The organism is Rathayibacter tanaceti (genome assembly GCF_001634385.1).
In the GTDB taxonomy this organism is placed as follows: Bacteria; Actinomycetota; Actinomycetes; order Actinomycetales; family Microbacteriaceae; genus Rathayibacter; species Rathayibacter tanaceti.
The window spans coordinates 1-25,141 of sequence record NZ_LIIN01000029.1 but is presented as its reverse complement, the minus strand read 5'-3'; the positions used below and the strand labels follow the sequence as shown (position 1 = coordinate 25,141).

The following is a 25,141-nucleotide window of genomic DNA, read 5'->3' as shown; positions in this document are numbered from 1 at the left end:
CTGCCGCGCTGAGCGCCCCGACGCCGACGATCAGCCAGGGGGAGCGGCGGCGGGGGCGCGTCGTGCGCGCGCCGGTCGCGATCGCGATGTGCTCCGCGAGCTCGTCGCGGCTGAGCGGAGGGAGGCTGCGCGCAGGATCGACGGCTCTCAGGAGGCGGCGGGCGTCCTCGTCGTCGGTTCCGGTCATCTGGCCCGTCGCTTCGGGCGGGTGCGGATCGAGGGAGTCATAGAGCTCTGCGAAGCTGCGCCGCGCACGGTGCAGGCGGATCGAGACGGTGTCGGCCGGGACGCCGAGGACCACCGCGATGCCGCGGACGTCGAATTCCTCCCATGCCCAGAGGTGCAGCAGCTCGGCGTCCGAGTCCCGCAGGCGCGCGAGCACGAGGCGTGTCCGCTCGTCGGCAGTGGACGCGCCTTCGGCGTCGTCGATCTGCACCTGCGGAGGATCGACGACGGCGATCCGCTGCGCCAGCATCACCTGGCGACGCTGCATCCGCCGAGCGTTCTGCAACTCGAGGCGGGCCACGCCGGTCGCCCACGGGACAGGGTCGTCCTCGGGCAGGTCGTCGCTGCGGCGCCGGAGCGTCGAGAGCGTCGCGGTGAGCGCGTCGTCAGCGGTGGCGGAGTCGGTGCGCCGCCAGAGGTAGCGGCGCACGGGATCGGCGACCGCGGCAGCGACCGCGGCGAACCGGTCGGGACCCGCGAGGGGAGCTGGCATGTGCCTCATGTTCCCTCCTGTTCGTGAGAGGTGCCCGCCTTTCACCGGCGCGTTGAGCTGTGATTCCGCCCAGGGCGCCGCCACGACGCGGGCGCCGCGCCGACTCCGACCGTCAGGGGGAGGAGACTCCGACGAGTTCCAGCCAGCCGGCGACGAACGGCTCGATGTCGTCCACCTCGTCGAACGCGAGCGCATCGAGGTCGACCCCGCGGCACTCGACGGTGAGCACGTGCCCCCGCACCGAGGCGGCGGCGCGCACGGCACCGGCGCCCTCCCACACCTCGAACGGCTCCGGGGCGCCGTCGACCGGGATCTCGGCGATGCGGGTCGGCGCGGGTAGCGCCTCCGGCTGCATGAACGAGACCGGAGCCTCCTCCCGGCAGCACAGCAGCGCCACGTCGTGACGCGGGTCGCCGAGCGTCGTGCGCGTCTGCACCGAGGGCAGCGCCGCGCCCGGCAGGGCCGCACCCGCGAGGAACGACAGGCCCCTCGGCCCGCCCGCGAACACCCACTCTCCGAGCAGCCTCGGCCCGCTCCAGCCGGACACCGCCCAGAGGGGCAGATCGCCGAACGACCCGCGGATCCGCGCCGCCCACTGGTACAGGCGCACGGCGGACTGCGCCTCGTCGAGCCGACCGGTGCCCTCCATGGCCCGATCGTAGGACGGCCGCCCTCGACGGGCCAGGCCCTCGCTACCCTGAACCTCGACCCCCGCCTCTCTTCCCCGCCGAGGAGCCCCGTGCCCGACGGCGGGCCTCTCCCGGCGATCGGCCGGCTCGGCGGCGACCCGCAGGAGCACTGACCGCCCGGACGCGGCCTGCTCTCGGGACGCGGCAGGCCCGCGGCGCCTCCCGAGCATCACTGCGCCTACCACTTTTGGGGGAGGCCGCAACCCGGTGCGCTCCCAGGCGGCTCCCGCCTAACGTCGAGCACGACGACCGCAGCAGCGGAACGCCGCACACCGAGTGAGACAGCAAGGAGCACCACCGTGCCGCAGATCATCGAGACCGTCGACGTCAACGTCCCCGTGTCCGTCGCCTACAACCAGTGGACCCAGTTCGAGGAGTTCCCGCGCTTCCTCGACGAGGTCGAGTCGATCCAGCAGGTCACCGACACCCTCACCGTGTGGAAGGTGAAGGTCGGCCCGGTCGAGCGCGAGTTCGAGGCCAACATCACCGAGCAGCACCCCGACGAGCGCGTCGCCTGGAACAGCACCGGAGGCGAGACCGACCACGCCGGTGTCGTCACCTTCCACAAGCTGTCCGCCTCCGAGACCCGCGTCACCGTGCAGCTCGACTGGGAGCCCAAGGGCTTCCTCGAGACGCTCGGCTCGCTCGTCGGAGCCGGCAGCCACGCGGTGAAAAAGGACCTGGACAACTTCAAGGAGTACATCGAGAAGCAGGGCACCCCGGACGGCTCCTGGCGCGGCGACGTCGAGGCCTGAGCTCATGACGGACAGCATCCCCGCCGACTCCGACTCGGAGGGCGCGAAGAAGCCCGGCGGCCTCGGCGGCGACGCCACCATCCCCGACTCCGAGGATGGGCTGGCGGTGGGCGTCTCGGGCGACTCCCACTTCAACCCCGAGGAGGACGCTCCCGAGGAGCCCTCCGAGAGCTGACCGCTCTGCCTCAGCGAGATGCCACTTGTGCGCGCGAGACGCCGTGAGGCCTGCGCACAAGTGGTCTCTCGCTGTGGAGGCTCAGCCCCAGGCGCGGGTGTACTGCGGCGGCACCGGGAGCGGCGCGCCGAGTTCGCGCGCCATCCGCACCGGAGCGTTCGGGTCGCGCAGCAGCTCGCGCGCCAGCAGCACCACATCGGCGTCGCCGTTCGCGACCACGCCCTCCGCTTGCTCCGCCGTGGTGATCAGTCCCACGGCTCCGACCAGCGCACCCGTCGCCCTCCGCAGGTCGCGGGCGAACGGCACCTGGTAGAGCGGGGCCACCGGGATGCTCGCGTGCACGAGGCCGCCGGTGGACACGTCGAAGAGGTCGACGCCCTCGGCGCGCGCCCACTCCGAGACGGTGATCGTCTCCTCCAGCGTCCAGCCGCCCTCGGCCCAGTCCGTCGCCGAGAAGCGCACGAGCAGCACGAGGTCGCCGATCTCGGCGCGGATCGCGCGGACGACCTCGAGCAGCAGGCGCGCCCGGTTCTCGAGCGGGCCGCCGTAGGAGTCGTCGCGCCGGTTCGAGAGCGGCGAGAGGAACTGGTGCAGCAGATACCCGTGCGCGGCGTGCAGCTCGATCACGTCGAAGCCCGCGTCCACGGCGCGGCGGGCGGAGGAGCGGAAAGCCTCGACGAGGCCGGGCAGATCCTCTGCGGCGAGCTCCCGCGGCTCGGCGTAGCCCTCGAAGGCCACGGCCGACGGGGCGACGGTCGGCCAGCCGCCGTCCTCCGGCGGCACGGAGCCGCGTCCGCTCCATTCGCGGTAGGTCGAGGCCTTGCGGCCGGCGTGAGCGAGCTGCACTCCCGCGAGTGCGCCCTGCCCGTGCACGAAGTCGACGACCGGCGCCCACGCGTCGCGCTGCTCGTCGTTCCAGAGTCCGGTGTCCCACGGGCTGATCCGCCCCTCCGGGACGACCGCGGTGGCCTCCGCGATGACGACACCGACTCCGCCGCGCGCGAGGGAGCCGAGGTGTACGAGGTGCCAGGGCGTGGGCACGCCGTCCTGCGCCTCCACCGAGTACTGGCACATCGGAGCCGCCCACAGGCGGTTGCGTGCCGTCCTCGAGCGGAGCGTCAGCGCCTGGAACAGTGCGCTATCAGTCATGGTCTCTCCTGTCCTGCTGCCCCCAGTGCACCCGCGCCGCTGCGAGATGCCACTTAGGTACGCGACGCGCCGGGGAAGGCGTACGCACGTGGCATCTCGCGGAGGGGGGGCACGTGCTGCAACCGGGCCCGGGGCCCGGGTATGCCCGGGTCAGCGTGGCCAGGTCGATCCGGGCGCGTCCTGCCAGACGGTGCTCGGCGGAGCGAGCGACTCCAGCTCCTCGAACAGCGCATCGGGGATCTCGAGCGCGTCGTCGGCCACGAACGAGTCGTAGTGCTCGGAGGAGGTGGCGCCGACGACCGTCGTCGTCACGCGCGGGTCGCGGGTCGAGAACTGCAGCGCGGCGGCGGCGAGCGAGACGCCCGCCCGGTCGCAGGCCGCTCCCATCGCGGCGACGGCGTCGACGATCTCGCGGGGCGCGGGCTGGTACGCGTAGGAGGCGACCGGCTCGGGCCAGCGCGCGAGCGCGCCTCCGCCGTAGACCGCCGCGTTGACCACGATCACGCCGCGGTCGACGGAGGCGTCGATCAGCTCCTCGGACGAGCGGTCGACCAGGGTGAAGCGGTTGTGGGTGATCACGGCGTCGAACAGCCCCGTGTCGACGTAGTGGCGCAGCATCGGTGCCGGCCCGCCCGAGATGCCGATCGAGAGCGCGACGCCCGCCTCCTTCATCGCCACGAGCGCGCGGACGGGGCCGTCCTCGGCGAAGGCCTCGTCGTACGAGATCCGCTCGGGGTCGTGCAGGTAGAGCAGCGGGAGGACGTCCATCCCGAGCCGCTCGCGACTCTCGTCGAGGCTGCGCCGCATCCGCTCCGCCGAGTAGCTGCCGGTCGTCGGGTCGCGGTCGAGCTTGGTGACGACGGTGATGCCCTCGGGGACTCCGCCGCGCGCTTCGAGCGCCTCGCCGATCAGGCGCTCGCTGTGACCCTGCGTGTACTCGTTCGAGGTGTCGATCACCGAGACGGGGCGGGAGCCGGGGTCGGAGTCGAGGACGCGCTCGAGCGCCGGCACCCGGTCGAGGTCGGCGACGCGCTCGGGCCGCCACGAGGTGCCGAGGGTGAGCCGGGTGACGCTGGCACCCGACGGGCCGAAGGGTCGGAGGCGGGAGGGCTGCGGAGTCATCCGCCCAGCCTGGCAGCGCCGGGGCCTCCGCCGCATCCTGACAGGAGGTGAACGGTCGGTGGACGGGAGCGGTCCGCCTCGACATCGCTTCTCCCGCTGTCGGCCGAGAAGCGTCATGAGCGTCCAGGACGAACGCGCGTGCTGACCGAGGGAGGCTGGCAGAAGTCGCCCTCTCACGTCCGCCGACGTCCCGGCCACCCCTCACACCTCGCGCGCCCGCGGGATCCGCAGACCGAGCAGCGCGCTCGCGCCCAGCAGCACGAAGGCGGAGGCGAACGCCGCCGCAGGCGAGGCGGCGTCGGCGAGTGCGCCCGCGAGCAGTGGCCCGATCACGCCGCCGAGGTCGGACGCGGCCTGGAACACCGATACCGGCTTGCCGCCGCGCTCGCCCGCCGCATCGCCGACCAGTGCGCCGGGCGCCGTGCCCATGAAGGCGGCCGCCGCTCCGTAGACGCAGAGCAGCACGACGAGCAGCCACAGCTCCGAGACGAACGGCATCGCGAGCATCGCCACCGCCGCGACCGCGAAGCCGCCGATCAGCGCCGGCCGCCGCCCCACCGTGTCCACGAAGCGGCCGGCCGGAGCGAGGGCAATCGTCTGCACGACCGCGGCGATCGCGAACGCGATGCCCGTCCAGGCGGGCTCCCCGCCCAACCCCTCGACGACGAGCACGGGAACGAGTGTCGCCCGGACGCCCATCGCCGACCAGCCGAGAGCGAAGTTGGCGAGCACGGCGCTCTGGTAGCGGCGGTCACGGGCGACCTCGCGCAGCGGGCGCACGGCACCGCGGACTGCGGGTACGGCGTCGCGCTCGGGACGCCGCAGCAGCACGAGACCGACGAGCCCGGCGATCGCGAGCGTGCCCGCGTAGAAGAAGAAGGGCGCGGTCAGCGAGATCGCCGTCAGCACGCCGCCCACCGCAGGCCCGGCCATGCCGCCGAGCAGGAACCCGCCCTGGTAGAAGCCGATCGAGCGGCCCCTCCGCTCCGGGCTGGCCGTGCGCAGGAGGAGCGTCATCGCCGCGACCGAGAACATCGCGGAACCGACTCCGCCCGCCCCGCGCAGCACGAGCAGTTGCGGGTAGTCGGCGGCGAGCCCGACCAGCGCGCTCGAGAGCGCGACGATGCCGATGCCGGTCGCGAGCACCAGCCGCTCGCCGAACCGGTCGACCACCGGCCCGACGAAAGGATTCGCGATCAGCCGCATCAGCGCGAACGCCGACACCACCGCGCCGACCGCCGTGTAGTCGACTCCGAAGCTGCGGACGTAGGTGGGCAGCACCGGCACGACGACGCCGAAGCCCAGCATCACGAAGAACGCGACGACTCCCAGCACGAGGACGTCGCGCGGCAGCGTCTCGCGGTCTCGGGACCGCCACGGAAATCGCACCCGACGACGCTACCCCGTGCGCCGCCTCCTGCCCGCCTCCTCCCTCTTCTGTCGTGACGTCCCGCGCTCTCCCCGGCCGGGAGCGGCGCGTGAGGGCAGCGGGCGGCCGAGCGGGCCCCGTTCCGTGTCCTCTCGCCAGGTGGCCGTCAGTCAGTGGGAGGAGGCCGTGCTCGGTCCGGCGCCGATCGACCAGACCCGTGGCGGCACCGCGCCGGTGACGGCGTGGTCGCCCACGATCCGCGCCTTGAACACCCAGGGGTTGTGGCTCGCGGCCGTGCGGGCGTTGCGCCAGTGCCGGTCGAGGTTCTTGCGGGTGCTGACTCCGGAGGCGCCCAGCGCGTCGAAGATGTCGGAGGTTGCGCGGGTCGCGAGCTGTGTCAGCACGATCTGCGCCTGCGCCGACTCCAGCTCTGCCAGGTCGTTCAGGCGCTCGTCCTCCGCGGAGTCGTCGCCGAGGGCCGCGTCGTGCGCGCGCTGCAGCGCCTGCGCCGCCCGCTCGACGATCGCCGACCCCGCGTACGCCGCCGCCGAGACCTGCCCCACCACTTGCAGAATCTGCGGATCCGCCGCGAAGGAGTCGGCGTTGCCGTGCGAGAAGATCCGCCTGCGATCCCGTACCTCCGCGGCGATCTCACGCTCGGCCCCCGCGATCGATCCGGCGAGGACCGCGAGCAGCACGGCCTGGTAGAAAGCGGTCTGGTAGCGGAACCGCGTGGCGAAGTCGATGACGTCCTCCGCGGCGACGACCGCCTCCGTGAAGGTGGTGGTGCCCGAGCCGGTCGTGCGCTGCCCGAATCCGTCCCAGTCGTCGGCGTGCTCGACCCCGCCCTGGTGTGCGTCGACGATCGCGATGACCGTCTGACCGGTGTCGGTGCGCTGCGCGAAGGTGTCGATCCAGTCGGCGAAGATGCTGCCCGTCGAGTAGTACTTGGCTCCCGTGACCGTGAAGCGAGTCGGGTCGCCGTCGACCGGGACCAGCTTCGTCTGCACCTCGCCGATCGCGACCGTGCCGATCTCGGTCCACGCGTTCCCGCCGAGCTGTCCGTCGGCGAAGCGGCGGAGCCAGCGCTCGCGGGTCCCGTCGGTCGCCAGCAGCCGGTCCTCGACCAGCGCGAAGTGTCCGCGCAGCGCCTGCGGAATGTTGGAGTCGGCGGCGGCCAGCTCGGTCAGCAGCCGGAAGAGCTGCGGGAGGGTCGCCCCGGCGCCGCCCGCTTCCACCGGCACGCGCACCGCGCCGAACCCCGCAGCGGCCAGCGCCCGGATCTGCTCGACCGGCAGTTCGCGGTTGCGCTCCCGCCCGGCAGAGCCGGCGGCGATCTCGGCGAACAGCGGGCGGAACCTCGCCGCCAGCTCCTCGTACTCGGGAGCCGCTTCGACAGCGGGCTCTGCTCGGGTCACGGTCATGATCGGCTCCTCTCGCGCTGCGCCCGGCCGGGCCGCACGCCACGACGGTATTCGCGACGCCCCGGCCTCGCGCGGTCTGTGTCCCTCCGTGACATCGAGGAGCCTCCGCCGCGCGGCCGGACGCGGGAATGCTCCGCCCCGAGCAGCGTTGGCTCTGGGGATGGCTTCTTCCGCACACGTCCACCCGTCCGACTCCCGCCGTGCCCTCGTCGTCGGAGCGACCGGCATCGGCGGGTCCGCCCTCGTCGACCTGCTCACCGAGCGGGGCTGGGCGGTCAGCGCTCTGTCGCGGCGTCCTCTCGCCGAGCGACCCGGTGTCACTCCGCTCGCCGCCGACCTCCTCTCGGCCGACGACCTCGCGCGGGTCCTCGCCGACCAGCGCCCGACGCACGTCTTCTTCACCGCCTGGTCGCGGCAGGCGACGGAGGAGGAGAACATCGCCGTGAACGGCGGCATGGTGCGCGACCTGCTCGCCGCCCTTGCGCACGCTCCGGTCGAGCACGTGGCCCTGGTGACCGGGCTGAAGCACTACCTCGGTCCGTTCGAGGCCTACGGTCAGGGCGCGATGCCCGACACTCCGTTCCACGAGGAGGAGGAGCGCCTCGATGCTCCGAACTTCTACTACGCGCAGGAGGACGAGCTGTTCGCGGCGGCCGAGCGCGCGGGCTTCGGCTGGTCGGTCCACCGCTCCCACACGGTGATCGGGTACGCAGTGGGCAATGCGATGAACATGGGGCTCACCCTTGCGGTCGCCGCCTCGATCCACCGCGCGCAGGGCACCCCGTTCGTGTTCCCCGGGTCGCGCACGCAGTGGAACGGCCTGACCGACATGACCGATGCGACGGTCCTGGCCGAGCAGATGGTCTGGGCCTCGACGTCGGAGGCCGGGCGCGACGAGGCGTTCAACGTCGTCAACGGCGACGTGTTCCGCTGGCGCTGGATGTGGTCGCGGATCGCGGAGTACTTCGGTGTCGAGCCGGTGGGTCCGGGGGAGGAGCCGCAGCCGCTCGAGCAGCAGATGGCCGGGGCGGGCGAGACGTGGGATCGTCTGGTCCGTGAGCACGACCTCGCCGAGCCGGACCTCGCGAGGGTCGCCTCCTGGTGGCACACCGATGCCGATCTCGGGCGCCGGATCGAGGTCGTCACCGACATCGGCAAGTCGCGGCTGGCCGGATTCACGACCTACCACCGCACCGTCGACTCGTTCACGGCGCTCTTCGACCGCTACCGGCAGGAGCGTTTGATCCCGTAGCCGCGCTACGCCACAGCCGGGCCCTCCTGCTGCACCGGCATCAGGGCCTCCGGGGACAGCTGGTGCCGGACGAAGCGGAGCGTGAAGCTGCGACGGTCGCCGCTGGCGATCCTCTCTGCGAGGACGCGGATGCCGAGCACGGCGACGACGCGCCACTGTTCGGGTTCGTGTCCGACGACGGCGTAGAAGACGTCGCCGGGCCGGACGGGCACGGCGACGGTCGTGGGGATTCTCGTGCCGCTGGTCATGACGCCGACTCCTGGAGCTGGCGGACCTCGCGAGGGCGCGGGTGCTCCGCGCGGCCGTCCGCCGATCGCTCAGGAGGGGGGCCCGAGCGACCGGCGTCCGGTCATGCACGCGACGCAGAGGTCGAGCCCGCCGAAACGACCTCGCGCCGCACTGGCAGTGTAGAGCTGTCTTCCTGACGATCGCACGGAATGTCAACCACTTGCGAACGCGCTTATCGGCGTCTGAGAACGTTCGGAAACGACAGAACCCGCCTCCCAGGTGGGAGGCGGGTCGGGTCGTGCTGCTGCGGCAGAGGCCGATCGAGTGCCTACTCGGTCGGGGGACGTCAGGCCGCGGGCTCCGCTCGGCGGAGTGGGACGGCGGCGGTCGTGGTCGGTTCGGCCACGATGCGCAGGCCCGCACCGCTGTTCGCCCGCTCCATCAGCGCTTCGACCCACTCGGGGTTGATCGTGGGCTGGCGGCTGCCCTTGAACTCGAACTGGATCGGGATGGTGGGGTGCATCCAGATGCCACGGCGCCCGGTCCCGGCCTGGGGGCTGGCATCGAGCGTGAGAAGGAAGCGCTCGTCGCGGCGGAACTTGTTGATGACGACGATCTGGAGATGGGCGAGGGCGCGGTCCTCGACCTCGATGGCGGCAGGAGGCGTGCCGTACAGGATGGTGCCCATGGTCTTCTCCGATCTGACGAGCGAGTGGCTGACGGAGCCGACCCTATATCGCTAGAAAGACTGGCCACTAGTTGAGCTAGCTACTGAGGTCTGGGACTGCGTTTTCTGTCCATCAGCCTCGGACGAGGCCTCGAGATCACGCCCGTTCTCAGCCTCGGACTCCGTGCGGCCGAACTGCTCTGAGTGGACGCTCAGGGTGGGAGCGACGGGAGCGACTCAAGCGCGGCGCTGCTCGGGCGCGTCGTCCGCTGACGCGAACTCGTCCTGCGACACCGCGGGGACGAGGAGCGGATCGGCGTCGGCCGGACGCTCGACGATTCCGCGCAACGTCTCGAGGAAACGCACGACGACGCCCGTCTCGGCCGGGCTCAGAGCCTCGGCGGCCTCGAGCATCCGGCGGTGCATCTCGTCGAGGGTCTCGCGGACCTCGCGGTGGGAGGTGGGGGTCGCGACGATGCGGATGGCGCGGCGGTCGCTCGGGTGCGGCTCGCGCACGACGTGGCCGCTCTTCGCGAGCCGGTCGATGAGCACTGTCGTCGAGGCGGAGGAGATGCCGAGATACGCCGCCAGATCCTTCGGGCTGACATGCCTGCCCTTCTGCTGGCGGCGCATCAAGAACTGGACGGCCAGCAGATCGTTCTCGCCCATGCCCATGGAGCCTCGGGTCCGGCGGCGCATCGCCGCCTCGGCCGTGCGGAACGAGCGCATCGCAGCGAGGACCTCGACGGCTCCCGGCTCGGACGCCTCGCCCGAGTGCGGGGCAGCCCCGTGTCGCGTCGGCGTCGCCTCATCCATGCGGAACAGTCTAGACAGACGTATAGCACGATGATCTAGCGAAGCCACGCTCGGCGTCGACGCGTGTCCGCGGCGCTTCCGCTCCGCCACGAAGGAGGCCCGCCAGTGAGACGAGCCGGCAGGTCGGGAGGAGCCGACGCGCTCGCGCACCTGCACGCCCACAGCATCCTGCACCGCGAGGTGAAGCCCGGGAACGTGCTCTCTGGCGCGGAGCCGCGTGCGGTCGCCCGGGTGTGCAGCGGTTCGTACACCTGCACGCCCACGGCCTGCTGTAGCGCGATGTGAAGCCCGAGAACGTGCTCGTGCGCTCGCGCGCGACCCGCTGCTCGTCTGCTTCGCGCTGACGCGCCTCCGACGACCCTCCGACGCCCAGGCTCCTCCTCACACGCCTCCCGTAGGCTCCTGGCAACCCTCGAACGACACCGCGCCGCGCCGCCGCGGCCCCGACCGGAGCCGATCCCATGACCCCGCGACGCCTCTTCCGCCTGCTGTCGATCGTGGAGGCGGTGACATGGACGCTCCTCATCGTGGGCATGCTGCTCAAGTACGTGGTCGGAGTCGGCGACTGGCCGGTCAGCGTCGCCGGGCCGATCCACGGGTTTGCGTTCCTCGCCTACGGTGCCGCCGCTCTGGTCCTCGCGGTCAACCAGCGCTGGTCGGCAGGTGCGACCGCGCTCGCGGTCGTCAGCGCTGTCGTGCCGTACGCGACCGTTCCGCTCGAGCGGGGGTTCGAGCGGAACGGGCTGCTCGAGGGCGGGTGGCGGCGCGAGGCCACCGCCGACCCGCGCGACGGGCGCCCGACGAGCCGCCTCCTCGCTGGGCGCTCGGGCGACCGGTGCTCGCTGCCGCGCTCGTGCTCGCGGCGGTCGCGGTCGTCTTCGTGGCTCTGCTGGTGGTCGGGCCGCCCGGGGGCGGCGAGGTATGAGCGCGGTAGGGGGAGGCTGCGGTCACCGCGTCCGGGTGCGGCGACCGGGCCCGTTCAGGCGGCGAAGGCGCGCGTCTCGGCGTCGATGAGGACCTCGGCCGCGCGACGCGCGTGCAGAGCCGCCTCCGGGCTGCCGGCGATGGCCGCGGTGGTCTGGGCGCCCTCCGCCAGGATCGCGAGCTGCGCGGCGAGTTCGGCGCCGCCTCCTGCCTCCCCCGCGAGGTGGGCCAGGAAGCGCTGGAACGAGTCCTTGTGCTCACGGGCCAGCAGGGCGACGGCGGGGTGCGACGAGCCGAGCTCCCCGAAGGCGTTGATGAAGCCGCAGCCGCGGAACGAGTCCTCCGAGAACCAGTCGAAGAGGAAATCGTAGATGGCGAGCAGCTTGCCACGCGGCCCGTCGGCGGCGGCGACCCGCGCGCTGACTCCGATGGTCCACTGCTCGTGGCGGCCGTGCAGGACCGCGACGATCACCGCCTCCTTGCTCGGGAACTCGGCGTAGAGACGCTTGAGCGAGACTCCTGCCGCGGTCCGCAGCTCGTCCATGCCGACCGACTGGATGCCACGCTCGTAGTAGAGGCGGTCGGCAGCCGCGAGGATCGCCTCGCGGGGAGGGCTCTCGTCGAGGATGCTCGGGGACATCCCTCCATGGTAGGTGGTGCGGGAACGGGCGTTCTCGGGCCGTGCCCGTGCGAGGTGCAGCGGATGCACGGTGAACGCGCGCCGGGAGGCCGTGACCCGTGAACAGCGGCGCTAGATGACGCCGTTCCGACACCGCATCATGACGCCATGCCTCCTTACCCGCTGAGCCGAGAGGCGCTGTGTTGCAGTGGGGGCTACGACTCAGACCCTTCTACACATGTGGGAACCGCGAACGCGGACTTTGGCTAGGCGGGGGAACACGCGTTGTGCGCGGCCGCCGCCTTGAGGCTCTGAACGTCCCGACGGCGGAGGTAGAGCGTCGCCCTCGTCACGGGCATGTCGCGCGACGTGCGCGGCCGGCTCGCCGATACCCATCGGTCGGGCTGCATGTTCGACCCAGCTGCTGGTGGAGGCCCGACTCAGGCCGACGAATCCATCCCTGCCGCGCGATGCTTCGACACCGAACCGGTGATCGACTCCCGCGTCATCTCGAGCTCCACCTGCGCCAACGCCGCCATGCCGACGAACGACATCTTCATACGAGGCACCACCCAAGTGGACACTCGGTGTCCGCTTGTGCTACTTTGAAGCCATGGACGACACACCGGGCCTCCGGCGAGATGCTGAGGACAACCGAATGAGGTTGCTCGCAGCAGCTCGGGAGGTGTTCGCCGAGCATGGAACCGGCGCCACGCTTCACGATGTCGCCCGCCATGCCGGAGTCGGTGTGGGGACGGCCTACCGCCGGTTCGCCAACAAGCAAGAACTGCTCGAAGCGGTGATGGTCCAGCAGGTCGACGACATCGAAGAGATCCTTCGCACGTCGTTGGCGAATCCTGATCCGTGGCAGAGCGTCGTGGACTACCTCGAATCGGCGTTGGAGATCCAGGTGCGTGACCGCGCGCTCGGTCAGATCATGGCTGCACAAGAGCGGACCCCAGCTCAGCTCGACACACAGCGCGACCGTCTTGCTCCCCTCGTGGATGCTCTGATGGACCGGGCGATCGAACATGGGGTCGTTCGCCCTGACGTCACAGGCACCGATCTGGTGTTCGTCCAGATCGGACTTGTCTCGATCGCAGCGACCACCCGACAACACGGCCCCGACTCTGATTCACCAGCGGCCGAGCTGTACCGCCGTTACCTCACGATCTTCCTCGACGGCCTCAAACCGAAGGAAACTCTCTCATCACTCCCGGTCAGGGCCCTGACCTCGGATGAAGTGCACCAACTCCTTCGCCGAACCCTCCAAGACGTCCGCCGCTGACAAGCAACACCACCCGACTAAGACGATCACTCTCAACAACAGCGTGATCAGGTCACTCACCGGGCTCGGTGTGCGCCAGCGCGCCCTCGAACAGCCCCTGCTGGCTACGACAAATCACTGACGACCGTTACCGCGGCCACTGACACCCAGCTTCGGCTCTAACCAGCTTCTTTCTTCGTCCTCGAAAGGACTCACTTCGTCATGCCCACTACCCAAAAGCTGCCGCCCGTCGCGGCAGACCAGAATGGCGTCCACACCCCAGAGCGGCAGCGCCTGCCCATGGTCGTCTGGATGCTCGGCGTCGTCGCCTTCGTGATGGGCACCACCGAGTTGATCGTTGCCGGCTTGCTACCTCAGGTCGCCGCATCGCTAGACGTCTCGATCGCTCAAGCCGGTCTCCTCATCACCGTCTTCGCGCTCGGAATGGTGATCGGAACACCCGTCATGGCCGTTGCGACCCTCCGCCTTCCCCGGAAGGCGACGCTCATCGCGGCCCTGCTGCTGTTCGCCGTCGCGCACGTCGTCGCGGCCTCCACGGACGTGTTCGCGGTCGTGCTCGTTGCCCGCTTCGTCGCCGCCATCGCTACCGGCACGTTCTGGGCGATCGGCGCAGTCGTCGCAGCCGCTGCGGCCGGACCCGAGGCCGGAGCGAAGGCCATGGGAATCATGGTCGGCGGTGTCACTCTCGCGACCGTTCTCGGCGTCCCCATCGGCACGGCCGCCGGCCAGGTGCTCGGCTGGCAGGGTCCCTTCTGGGTACTCGCCATCCTCGCTGCAGGCTGCGCCGTTCTGCTCTGGAAGGTACTTCCGAGAGCTGAGAACGCCGAACCCGGAGCGAACCTCCGCGCCGAGTTCCGCCGACTCCGCAGCGCCCGCCTGTGGACCATCTACGCAGCGACCGCCCTCATTCAGGCATCCTTCATCGGCGTCTACAGCTACATCGCCCCGCAACTCACTGAGCGCGCCGGCATCGCCCAAGCAATCGTCCCCATCATCATGATCGCTTACGGAATCGGAGCCCTCGCCGGCACCACCCTCGGCGGCCGGTTCGGTGACCGACACCCGTACACCGTCATCGGTGTCACGGTGAGTGGCCTGATCGTGACGATGGCCGTGCTCCTGGTCGGGGGCGGAAACCCCGCCATCGCCACCGTGTTCTTCACCTTGATGGGCCTCTTCGGCTTCGCCGGAACCCCCATCCTCGTCTCCGAAGCCCTGCGCACCGCAGGTCCCGACGGAGTGCTCCCCATCGCCCTGAGCAACTCGTTCTTTAACGTCGGCATCGCGATCGGCTCCGGCCTCGGAGGCGTCGCCCTCGCCTCAAGCTTCGCCGAGCAGGGGGTACCGGGAATCGGCCTGATCCTCGCCGCCGCCGCCGCCGTACCGTGCATCGTCCTAGCCCTCACCGCAAAGAAGGCCACGCAATCCGCCGCAGCGCTGAAGAGCTAAGCACTCCCGTCTCACACTCGGAGAAAGAAGAGTCCTCATGACCGCATCCCCCCTCCTCACTCTCAACAACGGCGTCGAGCTTCCGGCCATCGGCCTGGGTGTCTTCCAGACTCCCCCCGCTGAGACCACCGCCGCCGTCACTTCAGCGCTCCAGAGCGGATACCGCCACATCGACACCGCCGCCGCCTACGGCAACGAGAAGGAAGTCGGCGAAGGCATCCGCTCCTCCGGTGTCGACCGTGCTGACGTCTTCGTCGAAACGAAGGTGTGGATCAGTGACTACGGCTTCGATGCCACCCTGCACGCCTTTGAGAAGAGCGCGGCCAAGCTCGGTCTCGACCACATCGATCTGCTCATCCTGCATCAGGCCCTGCCGAGTCGGTTCGACCTCACCATCGAGGCCTACAAGGCCCTCGAGAGCCTCCTCGCAGACGGCCGGGTGCGGTCGATCGGGGTCAGCAACTTCATGCCCGAGCACCTCACCGCGCTGCTGGAGCAGACCAGCATCGTGCCGGCCGTCAACCAGATCGAGCTGCACCCGTACTTCCAGCAGAAGGAGCTACAGGCATACGGCACCGAACACGGCATCCTGACGCAGGCATGGTCACCGATCGGCGGCATCACCCACTACCGCGACTCAGACAAGAGCGCGCTCGAAGACTCCACCATCCTCCGGATCGCGGAGGCGCACAGCAAGTCCCCGGCGCAGGTCATGCTCCGCTGGGGCATCCAGGCAGGCCGGTCGGTCATCCCCAAATCGACCAAGCCGACCCGCATCGCCGAGAACTTCGACGTCTTCGACTTCGAACTCACCACCGAGCAGCTCTCCGCCATCAACGACCTCGACACCGGCACACGCGGCGGTCCGGCACCAGAAGCCGTGACCCTCGAGGCCTACAGCCGCGACATCCCCGAGGCCTGAAGCCTCACAACCGAAGCAAGCCCCACAGACGCTCCGCTCCCGAAGTCCACGACTCCGAGAACCGGACGCCTCCCCGTTCCATCACCTGAAGGAGAAGTCATGCGAGCAGCACTCATGTACGGCGCCGGAGACGTGCGCATCGAAACCGTCCCCGACCCCAAGATCCTCGAACCCACCGACGCGATCGTGAAGATCGTCGCCGGCTGCATCTGCGGCAGCGACCTGTGGCCCTACGCCTCCAAGGAGCACGACGGCGAGCCCGCCCGCATGGGACACGAGTTCGTGGGCGTCGTCGAGGAGATCGGCGCGGACGTCACCGGCGTCGCCGTTGGCGACTTCGTCATCGCCCCGTTCGTCGCTTCCGACGGCACCTGCGACTTCTGCCAGGAAGGCCTGCAGACCTCCTGCCGTCACGGCGCCCACTGGGGCTCCGACGGCGTCGACGGCGGCCAGGGCGAGAAGGTCCGCGTGCCCCAGGCCACCGGCACCCTCGTCACCGTCCCCGCCGGCTTCGACGAGACATTCGTCCCGTCGCTGCTGAGCCTGTCCGACGTGATGTCGACCGGCTACCACGCCGCCAAGATGGGTGGCGTCAGTGCAGGCAAGACCGTCGCCGTGATCGGTGACGGGGCCGTGGGCCTCTCCGCCGTCCTGTCGGCGAAGTTGCTCGGCGTCGAGCGGATCATCCTCCTCGGCCGCCACCAGTCCCGCACCGATCTCGGCCGCGAGTTCGGCGCCACCGACGTCGTCGCCGAGCGCGGCGACGACGCCATCGCCGCTGTGAGGGATCTCACCGGCGGTGACGGCGTCCATGTCGTCCTGGAGGCGGTCGGGCTGAAGCCCGCCCTCGAGACCGCGTTCGCGATCGTCCGCGCCGGCGGCGTCATCAGCCGCGTCGGCGCACCACAGTTCGAGGATGTCCCCTTCGGCTTCGGGCCCTTCATGGCCAACGTCACCCTGACCGGTGGCGTCGCGCCTGCCCGTGCCTACATCGACGAGTTGCTGCCCCTCGTCCTCGACGGCAGAATCGAGCCTGGCAAGGTCTTCGACCGTACCGTCGACCTCGATGGCGTGCCCGCCGGCTACCAGGCGATGGCTGACCGTGAGGCACTCAAGGTGCTCGTCCGCCCCTGAATCCTCCCGCGGAATCACCGCCCCACGCTTCCGGACGTCCGGACCGGTTCACAACTCATTTCTGAACCGGTCTGGGTTTCTGGCCAGACGCTTTGACCCCCGGCCAGTCCAGCCGAATTTGTCGTCGGCGGCCTGCGGTTGAAGTATGCGGTCATGGACCCTGGGCCCCGATGAGGGCCAGACGTTGCTCGTCTACGAGCCCGCTCCCGGGACCCCGCACGAGGACGCGATCCGCCTCCTCGCCACCTGGCAGGTCACCCCCGCCGGGATCCCCGCCGACACGGACCACTGCCCCAGAAAGGCACAGATTCCTGAGATGGACGGAACTATGAAGCATCGCGCATTCGAAGGCTGCGCTCGGCGGCACAGGTCGGACCAGGACTAGTTCAACGAGATCGTTCCCGCGATGCCGGGGTTGGCTCTGGCAGGCAGGCCGACGGGGGTGAGGCCGGCTGCGACGGCGAGTACGGCGACAGATGCCGCGGCTGACCACGCTTGCGGTCGGCAGGCGGCCGGGTAGGGCACTGCTGCCTTGAAGGAGTACGCGGAGTCTCCGGAGTGCAGCTCGGGGACTCGGTAGTCGAAGCTTTCGGCGGCAGCGAGAAGCCCCTGCGCGAGGGTGGCAGCCTCTCCGTCGAACCCTTCACGGGCGAGGCCGGTGATGGCGATCGCGGTGTCGTGAGTCCAGACGGAGCCGCCGTGGTAAGAGAGTGGCCAATATCCGTCGCGTCGGTGGAGAGCGTACGGAGCCCGAAGCCGGAGTTCATCTCTGACGAGACGAGCAGCTGTGCGACGCGCGCGCTCTGCTCGGTGGTGAGGATGCCGGTGCCGAGAAGGTGGCCAATGTTGCTGGTGACGGTGTTGACGGGACGCTTGTGTGCGTCGAGCGCGATCGCGGGATACCCGCCGTTGCCGTCCTCGATCCAGAACGCGTCCGCGAAGCGCGCCTTCATGGCGGCTGCGTAGTCGGTCCACTCGCTACCGGGGCGTCCGAAGTGCTCAAGGAGCTCGGCGGCGGCGAGGGCCGCCTCGTACGCGTACGCCTGCACCTCACAGAGGGCGATCGGGCCTTCGGCGAGAGTCCCGTCCTGCCACTGGATCGAGTCGCCGGAGTCCTTCCACCCTTGGTTCGCGAGGCCATGGCCGGTGGTGTCGATGTACTCGAGGAACCCGTCGCCATCGCTGTCGGCATGATCGCGGAGCCACGCGAGTGCGGCGTCGAGGTGGGGCAGGAGTGCTTCGACTTCTGCGTCGGGCAGGCCCCACTTCCACGCTTCGTGCAGGAGCGTGATCCACAGCGGAGTCGCGTCGACGGTGCCGTAGTAGAGCGGCGGTAGCGAGACGTCCTCGCCGGGGATGGTGAGCACCTGGGGGCGCAGCTCGTGCATGATCTTGCCGGGCTGCTCGGCGGTCTCCGCGTCGGTCTCGGTGCCTTGAAGCCCAGCGAGGACCCGCAGTGTGGAGGCTGCGAGGTCGGTGCCGAGGGGAAGGAGCATGCGCGCGGCCCAGAGGGAGTCGCGCCCGAAAAGGGTGAAGAACCACGGTGCCCCAGCAGCGAGGAAGACGTCGTCGGGGCGCGCTGTGGTGACCATGCGCAGGCCGGTCAGGTCCTCGAGTGCCGTGTGCACCCATCGCGCGAGGCGGAAGTCGCCGCTGGTGACCGAGACGTCCTGCCACTGGGGTGTTCCGGGAGCCGCTGCGACGACGGACTCGCGGTCCTCGACAGTGATGCCCCAGTCGAGCCGGATCGAGTCATGTGCGGGAATGGTGATCGGCCACGTCAGAACCAGCTCGGCTCCGTCGATGCTCATGTCCGCTCCGATCGCGTCCACGCGCGCGTCGGTACTTGCCGTACGCCAGGTGACGGATCCGGTCCCGCGTACCGCCTCGATATCGATGTCCTCGACGAGGCCGGCCTTGACGATGTGCATGACAGAGAAGTCCGCGCGCAGACGCACTTCCACGATCGTGTCGACAGCTTCACCGCGCGCGGACTCCACCGTGAAGGTCTCGCGCAGCGAGGTCCCATCGACGTCTCGGCGGCGCACAAGCCGCATTCGGGGATCCGCGACCTCGTCGTCGAGGTGGCGCAGCAGCGACACGTAGGTCTCGGTCGACGCGGAGTCGCGGAACGCGGCGACGTGTTCTCCGCTGCGGCCGCCGACCGTCGCTTCCAGCGAGGACACGATGCGAGTGTCTCCGCTGTAGAGGCCGTGAATGGGAGCGCTGCCCACCTGCCCGTCGGCACTCGACCAGATCTGCACCGGCGCGCACAGCAGCATCGACTCCGCGTGCAGCAGAGGCTGCAGCGTCTCTCCCCGCGAGACGTCGGCGGGATCGGTCATCAAGACGGAAACGGTGTCGTTCACAGTCGACTCCTCAGTGAATCGTGGGCGCGGCGAGCCGTGCAGATGGATGACGGGGGTGGCGAGAACTGTCTCGACCGCGACAGTTGACACCCGCCGCTCGACAGGTAACATAACATTTGATCGATCCAAACCGCAAAGGTGGATCGGATCACTTCACCAAAGTGCCCCGTCCACCACTTGGCTTGATCGTTCTAATCAAGCGTTCATCGCCGAGCGAATTCTTCTCGGCTCCACTCTGGAACTCGAGGAGGCTCTCGTGGCCGGTCTTCCCACCGTCTCCGACGTCGCAGCTCTTGCCGGCGTGTCTCGACAGACGGTCTCCAACGTTCTCAACTCCCCGGACATCGTCCGGCCCGCTACACGAGAGCGCGTCATCGGAGCGATCCAGGAACTCGGCTACCGTCCGGACGCGTCGGCTCGTCGCCTGCGCACTCGGCGCTCGGGCACGATCGGAGTGCGCTTGGAGCCCGTCCTCGACGGCATCTCGGGGACTCTCTTGGATCGCTTCCTGCACGCGGTCACGGAACTCGCCGCACAGCGCGGCCTTCGCGTCCTTCTGTACACGGCGGCATCGCCGGCAGAGGAGATCGCGGAGCTCGCGCGGCTGCGGGACGGCGCCGACGTCGACGCGATCATCCTGACCGCCACCTACGCCGGCGACGAGAGAAGTCGTTGGCTGATCGAGAACGCTGTTCCCTTCGTCGCCTTCGGCCGACCCTGGGGAGCGGACGATGTCAACAGCCCGCAGCACCTGTGGGTGGATGTCGACGGCGCCGCCGGTGTCCGTGCCGCGACCGATCAGCTGCTCGGCGAGGGTCTGCAGCGGATCGCCTTCCTCGGCTGGCCGAGCGATCAGGGCACCGGCGATGACCGCCGCACCGGATGGTGGGCGAGCATGACGGAGCACTCCGACCTGGACTCCGACGCTCTTGAGGCGCTGTCGGTGACAGCAACCATCGACATCAACGATGCACGCCGAGCGACGTCGGAGCTTCTGGCCGTGCACCCCGACCTCCAGGGCATCGTGTGCGTCTCCGATTCCGCCGCGCTGGGCGCTTTCATGGCCGCCACTGCACTCGGCCGCGCCGACGTCGCGATCACCGGCTTCGACAACACCCCGGTCGCCGCTGCCCTGGGCCTGTCCAGCGTCGAGCAGAACATGGACGAAGTCGCCGCAGGTGCCCTCGAACTGCTCCTGGGACCGTCCGGCGCGACCGTGATCCCTCACGACCTCACCGCCGGGGAAGCGCACCGTCTGATCGCCCCTCAGCTCATCACACGGTCCCCGCTGCACATCGAACCCGGCTCGGCCACTCCCACCACTCTTCCTTCCCCCTGACACCCCGGTCTACTACCGGCCCCTCCCCATCGATGAAAGGTCAGCCATGAACATCACCCGTACGGCACGTTGGAGTGCCGCACTCGTCGCCACAGGCATGCTCGTCACCCTGACGGCCTGCTCCTCCGACTCCTCCAGCGACGGTGCCAGCGGCTCCTCTGACGGCCTCACCGTCCTCATCGCCTCCTCGAGCGACGCCGAGGGCGCGGCGGTCACGGCCGCCAACGACGCCTGGGCGACGGAGAACGGCACGACGGTCGACACCGTCATCGCCAGCGACCTCACGCAGCAGCTCGGCCAGGGATTCTCCGGCGACAACCCGCCGGACCTCTTCTACATGAGCTGGGACCAGTTCCAGACGTACGCGAGCAACCGCTACCTCGAGCCCTACGCTCAGGACGCCGAGAACGCCGACGCGTTCTACCCGGCCCTCAAGGACGCCTTCAGCTACGACGATCAGTTTTACTGCGAGCCCAAGGACTTCTCGACGCTGGGGCTCGTCATCAACACCGATCTCTGGGCGGCCGCCGGGCTGACCGACGCCGACATCCCCACCGACTGGGACTCCCTCGAGTCCGCGGCGCAGAAGCTCACCACCGACACCGTCGCCGGCCTCTCCTTCGGACCCGAGTACGCGCGCATCGGCACCTTCATGAACCAGGCCGGCGGCTCCCTCATCTCCGAGGACGGCACCACCGCCACCGCGAACACCCCCGAGAACGTCGCCGGCCTGCAAGAGGTCCAGAAGCTGCTCTCCGACGGCGTGCTGAGGTTCCCCGCCGACATCGACTCCGGCTGGTCGGGCGAGGCGTTCGGCAAGGGCGCCGCCGCGATGGTCATCGAGGGTCCGTGGATCAACGGCGCCCTGAAGGCCGACTACCCGGACGTGAAGTACACCATCGCTGAGCTGCCCGCCGGCCCGGGTGGCAAGTCGACCTTCACCTTCAGCAACTGCTGGGGCATCCCCGCCGGCAGCGACACCGCCGAGTCCGCCGAGTCCCTCGTCTCCTACCTCACCAGCGATGAGCAGCAGCTCGCATTCTCCGACGCATTCGGCGTCATCCCCTCGACCGAGACCGGCGCCGCTGAGTACGCGACGAAGTACCCCGAGAACGCCGCCTTCGTCGCGGGCAACGACTACGCCGTCAGCCCCGTCGCCTTCGCCGGCGCAGCGACCGTGATCACCGACTTCAACGCGTCGCTCGAAGGCATCGCCACCGCCGACCCCGAGGCGATCCTGGAGACCTTCCAGACCAACCTCCAGGACGCTCTCGACACCGCCAACGCGAAGTAAGCCAGGAGACACCCCATGAGCAGTCCAGCCGCAGCGGGTCGCCCCGCACCGAGCACCCCTCGCCGCACCGGCCGCGGAACCTCCGGAACCGGTGCCCCCGGCCCCGGGATCCGCGGCTCTGAGGCCCGCTACGGCTGGCTGTTCACCCTCCCCGCGATCCTCCTCGTCGGCGTCTTCCTCGTCCTCCCGATCGTGCTCGCCCTCTGGGTGAGCCTGAGCAACTGGAACGGTCTCGGCTCACCCATCGGTGGCACCGCTCAGTTCGTGGGCTCCGATAATTACCAGGCTGTCCTCACCGAGCCGGGCCTGGCGCAGAAGGACTTCGGCACCGCCATCCGCAACAACCTCTACTACGTCCTCCTCGTCGTCCCCCTGCAAACCGCGCTGGCCCTGTTCCTGGCCGTGCAGGTCAACCGACGGATCTTGCGCGGCCGCGGCTTCTTCCGCACCGCCTTCTACTTCCCCTCCGTCACCTCCTCGATCGCGATCACGGTGATCTTCCTGTTCCTTTTCAGCGCCTCCGGCGTCGTCAACGCGGTCCTCGGTTGGTTTGGGGCCTCCGGCCCCACCTGGATGGCCGACTCCTCCGGGATCCTCCACAACCTCCTCGGACTCGTCGGAGTCGACTCCGCCCCGGGATGGCTCACCGGCGCCGCTCCCCTCGGGCTCACCTGGTGGGACTGGGTCTCCGGCCCCTCGGTGGCGATGTGCGTGCTGATCGTCATGGCGATCTTCACTACCTCCGGCACCTTCATGCTCCTCTTCCTCGCCGCACTGCAGAACGTCGGAGGCGAGATCGAGGAGGCCGCGCTGATGGACGGAGCGGGGGTCTTCCGGAAGTTCTTCTCCGTCACCCTCCCGATGCTCAGACCCACGCTGTTCACCGTGCTCACGCTTGGCCTGATCGGCACCTGGCAGGTGTTCGACCAGATCTACCTCACGGGAGGAGGCGCCCCCGGCAAGACGCTCCTCACGCCCGCCTACCTCGCCTACGAGTCCTCGTTCCGCGGACTCCAGTGGGGCCAGGGTGCGGCCATCGCCTTCATCCTCTTCTTCATCATCGTGGTCCTCACACTGCTCCAGCGCGCGCTCCTCCGCGAGAAGGGCGAGTCGAAGGGCCGGCGCTCCCGCCGAGCAGCCCGCGCCGATGCCGCGACGACCCTCACCACCGGAGGTGTGCGATGAGCACCCTGATCGACACCGCACCCCGCACGGCACCCGAGCCCGAGCCGGCGCCGCTCCCGCACCGCAAGCGCGTCCTCTCGGCCCGCACCCGGGCCTCCGTCGCCGCCGGCTACCTGATGTTGATCCTGCTCGCGCTGGTCTACATCTACCCGTTCCTCATCTCGATCGCGTCCTCGATGAAGACCGACGCCGACGCCACCGGGAACCCGCTCTCGCTGCTGCCCGCCACGTGGTCTTTCGCCGCGTACGAGCGGCTGTTCACCGACGTCCCGCTTCCGCGGTGGGCGCTCAACTCGACGATCATCACCCTCTGCGTCACCTTCGGCCGGGTGTTCTTCGACTCCCTCGCCGGATACGCGCTCTCGCGTCTGCGCTTCCGCGGCCGGAACCTGCTCTTCGCCGGCTTCATCGGCGTGATGAGCGTGCCCGCCGTGGTGCTGCTAATCCCGCGCTTCCTGATCCTCAAGCAGCTAGGCCTCTACGACAGCTACGCCGGGATGATCATCCCGCTCCTCGCGGACGCCGCCGGGATCTTCATCATGAAGCAGTTCTTCGACTCGATCCCCGCCTCCATCGAGGAAGCGGCGCGCATCGATGGTGCCGGCATCTTCCGCACCTTCTGGTCGATCGTGCTGCCCATGGCCCGACCGGCGGTCATCACGCTGCTGATCCTCTCCTTCCAGGGGTCGTGGAACGAGTTTTCGCACTTCGTCGTCTCGCGGCAGAGTCCGGACCTCAATACGCTCACCACAGGCGTTGCCTCCCTTGTCTCGGGGCAGCTGGGTGCCGGGAACCAGTACCCACTCCAGCTAGCTGCCGCCGTGCTGATGTCGATCCCGGTCGCAGTCCTGTTCTTCGTCTTCCAGAAGCGGATCATGAACACCACCGAAGGCGCGGAGAAGGGCTAAAGGGCGCGGACCATCGGTCCCGACGCGCCACGGAGCGATCACAGAAGGCCGCCGCTGAACGGGCAACTCCACAGCATCAGGATCGAGGACCACCAGCGCACGATCGGGAAGATCACCGGCACCGGTGGCGATTCACGCCGGTGGGTCGAGCTGCTGATCATCGACGAAGCCGAACGCCTCACACCCACCGCGCTCGAGCTCCTGGGCGATCGGCGCGACCGCGAGCACCTCGCGATCATCCTCATTGGCATGCCCGGCATCGACCAGCGATTCCGCCACTACCCCCAGCTCTACAGCCGCCTCGGCTTCGCCCGCCGCTACCGCACCCTCGGCCAAGACGAGCTCCTCTTCGTCCTCGACCGCCACTGGAAACGCCTCGGCCACACCCTGAACCCCGACGACTTCACCGACGCCCAAGCCATCGCCGCGATCCAACGCATCACCCGCGGTAACTTCCGCCTCCTCGAACGGCTCTTCCCGCAGATCCAGCGCGTGCTGAAGATCAACCAGCTCGAGACCATCACCGACGACGTCATCGAAGCCGCCGCCAGCATCCTCGTCACCGGATGACGACATCAAGCGGCAACGGGACTGCGCCATCGAGCGGCGCTGCCCACAGCCGTGACCCGTGCCTGCTAGCGTCGCGCTCGGGCGCGTCGGCGCCGGGAACGGGAGGCGGGGCACATGGTCGTGGCGATGCAGGCCGAGGGGTTCGACGGGCCGGAGGCGCTGCGCGCCGTCGAGGTCGATCCGGGGGAGCCGGGGGCCGGGCGGGTGCGGATCGCGGTGCGGGCGGCGGGCGTGAATCCGGCTGACGCGAAGACGCTCCGCGGAGTGTTCGGCCGGGGCAGGCTGCCGGTGCGTCCGGGCAGCGAGGTCTCGGGAGTCGTGACGGCGGTGGGCGAGGGAGCGGAGGGGCCGCTCGGCCCGCTGCGGGTGGGCGACGAGGTGGTCGCGTTCCGGGTCTCCGGCGGCTACGCGGCCGAACTCGTCGCACCTGCGAGCGCTGTGCTGCCCAAGCCGTCCGGGCTCGGCTGGGAGGCGGCGGCAGGGCTGCTGCTCGCGGGCACCACCGCGGCGCACCTCGTCGAGGCGACGCGGGTCGCCTCCGGTGAGACAGTGCTCGTGCACGGGGCGAGCGGAGCCGTGGGCACGCTCGCAGTGCAGCTCGCGCGCTCGCGGGGTGCGCGCGTTCTCGGTACGACGAGCGAGCGCGGCGAGGCCGTCGTCCGCCGACTCGGCGCCGAGCCGCTCCGCTACGGGCCGGGGCTCGAGGGCCGGGTTCGGGAGGCGGCACCCGAGGGCGTGGACGCGGCGCTCGACACGGCGGGCACTGCGGAGGCGCT

Annotated in this window: 24 protein-coding genes and 2 pseudogenes; 15 read left to right on the top strand and 11 right to left on the bottom strand. The window is 69.8% G+C overall.

The window, feature by feature from the left end; translation table 11 throughout:
- Together ACH61_RS05545 and ACH61_RS05540 are read right to left on the bottom strand one after the other, a co-directional pair.
- Positions 1 to 718, bottom strand: a 718-nt coding sequence (locus ACH61_RS05545; RefSeq protein ID WP_068209600.1) for an RNA polymerase sigma factor, incomplete at its 3' end; no start/stop codon positions are given.
- 112 nt (positions 719 to 830) lie between these two features.
- Positions 831 to 1,367 (bottom strand): hypothetical protein, encoded by a 537-nt coding sequence (locus tag ACH61_RS05540; protein ID WP_068209597.1) that lies wholly within the window; start codon positions 1,365 to 1,367, stop codon positions 831 to 833.
- Between the two features lie 339 nt (positions 1,368 to 1,706).
- On the opposite strand from ACH61_RS05540, the gene ACH61_RS05535 reads away from it, so the two are divergent.
- Positions 1,707 to 2,162, top strand: a complete 456-nt coding sequence (locus ACH61_RS05535) for an SRPBCC family protein (RefSeq protein ID WP_068209594.1) — start codon at positions 1,707 to 1,709, stop codon at positions 2,160 to 2,162.
- A 4-nt stretch (positions 2,163 to 2,166) separates the two neighbouring features.
- A complete protein-coding gene (locus tag ACH61_RS17815; protein WP_166971883.1) occupies positions 2,167 to 2,337 on the top strand; it encodes a hypothetical protein in 171 nt (56 codons plus the stop codon).
- Between the two features lie 81 nt (positions 2,338 to 2,418).
- Here ACH61_RS17815 and ACH61_RS05530 read toward each other — a convergent pair whose 3' ends face one another.
- From ACH61_RS05530 to ACH61_RS05515, 4 genes are all read right to left on the bottom strand, one after another.
- Positions 2,419 to 3,486, bottom strand: coding sequence for an NADH:flavin oxidoreductase/NADH oxidase (locus tag ACH61_RS05530; RefSeq protein ID WP_068209591.1), 1,068 nt, complete (start codon positions 3,484 to 3,486; stop codon positions 2,419 to 2,421).
- 150 nt (positions 3,487 to 3,636) lie between these two features.
- A complete protein-coding gene (locus tag ACH61_RS05525; protein WP_068209588.1) occupies positions 3,637 to 4,608 on the bottom strand; it encodes an aldo/keto reductase in 972 nt (323 codons plus the stop codon).
- Between the two features lie 201 nt (positions 4,609 to 4,809).
- Positions 4,810 to 5,997 carry an MFS transporter gene (locus ACH61_RS05520; protein ID WP_068209585.1) on the bottom strand — a complete coding sequence of 396 codons (1,188 nt, stop codon included), beginning with the start codon at positions 5,995 to 5,997 and terminating at the stop codon, positions 4,810 to 4,812.
- 150 nt (positions 5,998 to 6,147) lie between these two features.
- Positions 6,148 to 7,401, bottom strand: a complete 1,254-nt coding sequence (locus ACH61_RS05515) for an acyl-CoA dehydrogenase family protein (protein ID WP_068209582.1) — start codon at positions 7,399 to 7,401, stop codon at positions 6,148 to 6,150.
- Positions 7,402 to 7,561: 160 nt separating this feature from the next.
- Here ACH61_RS05515 and ACH61_RS05510 point away from each other — a divergent pair, with 160 nt between their 5' ends.
- Positions 7,562 to 8,653, top strand: a complete 1,092-nt coding sequence (locus ACH61_RS05510) for an SDR family oxidoreductase (RefSeq protein ID WP_068209579.1) — start codon at positions 7,562 to 7,564, stop codon at positions 8,651 to 8,653.
- A gap of 5 nt (positions 8,654 to 8,658) precedes the next feature.
- Here ACH61_RS05510 and ACH61_RS05505 read toward each other — a convergent pair whose 3' ends face one another.
- The 3 genes from ACH61_RS05505 to ACH61_RS05495 form a co-directional block, all read right to left on the bottom strand.
- The gene (locus ACH61_RS05505; RefSeq protein ID WP_068209576.1) at positions 8,659 to 8,901 is read right to left on the bottom strand and encodes a hypothetical protein; all 243 of its coding nucleotides are present in this window, start codon (positions 8,899 to 8,901) and stop codon (positions 8,659 to 8,661) included.
- Between the two features lie 326 nt (positions 8,902 to 9,227).
- Positions 9,228 to 9,569 carry a DUF7882 family protein gene (locus ACH61_RS05500; protein ID WP_068209573.1) on the bottom strand — a complete coding sequence of 114 codons (342 nt, stop codon included), beginning with the start codon at positions 9,567 to 9,569 and terminating at the stop codon, positions 9,228 to 9,230.
- Positions 9,570 to 9,785: 216 nt separating this feature from the next.
- On the bottom strand, positions 9,786 to 10,364 hold the full coding sequence (locus ACH61_RS05495; protein ID WP_068209570.1) for a MarR family winged helix-turn-helix transcriptional regulator: 579 nt from the start codon (positions 10,362 to 10,364) through the stop codon (positions 9,786 to 9,788).
- A gap of 461 nt (positions 10,365 to 10,825) precedes the next feature.
- Here ACH61_RS05495 and ACH61_RS18995 point away from each other — a divergent pair.
- Together ACH61_RS18995 and ACH61_RS18990 are read left to right on the top strand one after the other, a co-directional pair.
- Positions 10,826 to 11,038, top strand: a pseudogene (locus ACH61_RS18995) (DUF3817 domain-containing protein); the annotation flags it as partial.
- Positions 11,039 to 11,121: 83 nt separating this feature from the next.
- Positions 11,122 to 11,289: a hypothetical protein gene (locus tag ACH61_RS18990; RefSeq protein WP_330220133.1), complete on the top strand. Its 168-nt coding sequence runs from the start codon at positions 11,122 to 11,124 to the stop codon at positions 11,287 to 11,289.
- Positions 11,290 to 11,343: 54 nt separating this feature from the next.
- Here the strand turns inward: ACH61_RS18990 and ACH61_RS05490 are convergent, their stop codons facing one another.
- Positions 11,344 to 11,928 carry a TetR/AcrR family transcriptional regulator gene (locus ACH61_RS05490; RefSeq protein WP_068209567.1) on the bottom strand — a complete coding sequence of 195 codons (585 nt, stop codon included), beginning with the start codon at positions 11,926 to 11,928 and terminating at the stop codon, positions 11,344 to 11,346.
- A 592-nt stretch (positions 11,929 to 12,520) separates the two neighbouring features.
- Here ACH61_RS05490 and ACH61_RS05485 point away from each other — a divergent pair.
- The 4 genes from ACH61_RS05485 to ACH61_RS05470 all read left to right on the top strand — a co-directional run bounded on the left by ACH61_RS05485 (position 12,521) and on the right by ACH61_RS05470 (position 16,700).
- A complete protein-coding gene (locus tag ACH61_RS05485) occupies positions 12,521 to 13,195 on the top strand; it encodes a TetR/AcrR family transcriptional regulator (protein WP_068209564.1) in 675 nt (224 codons plus the stop codon).
- A gap of 201 nt (positions 13,196 to 13,396) precedes the next feature.
- Positions 13,397 to 14,644, top strand: coding sequence for an MFS transporter (locus ACH61_RS05480; RefSeq protein WP_082845045.1), 1,248 nt, complete (start codon positions 13,397 to 13,399; stop codon positions 14,642 to 14,644).
- Between the two features lie 37 nt (positions 14,645 to 14,681).
- A complete protein-coding gene (locus ACH61_RS05475; protein ID WP_068209558.1) occupies positions 14,682 to 15,566 on the top strand; it encodes an aldo/keto reductase in 885 nt (294 codons plus the stop codon).
- A gap of 99 nt (positions 15,567 to 15,665) precedes the next feature.
- Positions 15,666 to 16,700 (top strand): zinc-binding dehydrogenase, encoded by a 1,035-nt coding sequence (locus ACH61_RS05470; protein WP_068209555.1) that lies wholly within the window; start codon positions 15,666 to 15,668, stop codon positions 16,698 to 16,700.
- Between the two features lie 386 nt (positions 16,701 to 17,086).
- On the opposite strand, the gene ACH61_RS05460 is transcribed toward ACH61_RS05470, so the two are convergent.
- The gene (locus ACH61_RS05460; RefSeq protein WP_068209549.1) at positions 17,087 to 19,069 is read right to left on the bottom strand and encodes a glycogen debranching N-terminal domain-containing protein; all 1,983 of its coding nucleotides are present in this window, start codon (positions 19,067 to 19,069) and stop codon (positions 17,087 to 17,089) included.
- Between the two features lie 256 nt (positions 19,070 to 19,325).
- Here ACH61_RS05460 and ACH61_RS05455 point away from each other — a divergent pair, with 256 nt between their 5' ends.
- The 6 genes and pseudogenes from ACH61_RS05455 to ACH61_RS05430 all read left to right on the top strand — a co-directional run.
- Positions 19,326 to 20,408 carry a LacI family DNA-binding transcriptional regulator gene (locus tag ACH61_RS05455; RefSeq protein ID WP_068209546.1) on the top strand — a complete coding sequence of 361 codons (1,083 nt, stop codon included), beginning with the start codon at positions 19,326 to 19,328 and terminating at the stop codon, positions 20,406 to 20,408.
- Between the two features lie 46 nt (positions 20,409 to 20,454).
- Complete coding sequence (locus ACH61_RS05450; protein WP_068209543.1) at positions 20,455 to 21,702, top strand: sugar ABC transporter substrate-binding protein; 1,248 nt, start codon at positions 20,455 to 20,457, stop codon at positions 21,700 to 21,702.
- Positions 21,703 to 21,717: 15 nt separating this feature from the next.
- A complete protein-coding gene (locus ACH61_RS05445) occupies positions 21,718 to 22,887 on the top strand; it encodes a carbohydrate ABC transporter permease (RefSeq protein WP_068209540.1) in 1,170 nt (389 codons plus the stop codon).
- Positions 22,884 to 23,795 carry a carbohydrate ABC transporter permease gene (locus ACH61_RS05440; protein ID WP_068209537.1) on the top strand — a complete coding sequence of 304 codons (912 nt, stop codon included), beginning with the start codon at positions 22,884 to 22,886 and terminating at the stop codon, positions 23,793 to 23,795. Before ACH61_RS05445 ends, ACH61_RS05440 begins: the two co-directional genes overlap by 4 nt.
- Before the next feature lie 75 nt (positions 23,796 to 23,870).
- A pseudogene (locus ACH61_RS05435) lies at positions 23,871 to 24,365 on the top strand (AAA family ATPase); the annotation flags it as partial.
- A gap of 114 nt (positions 24,366 to 24,479) precedes the next feature.
- On the top strand, positions 24,480 to 25,141 hold a 662-nt coding region (locus ACH61_RS05430), incomplete at its 3' end, for a quinone oxidoreductase family protein (protein ID WP_068209534.1).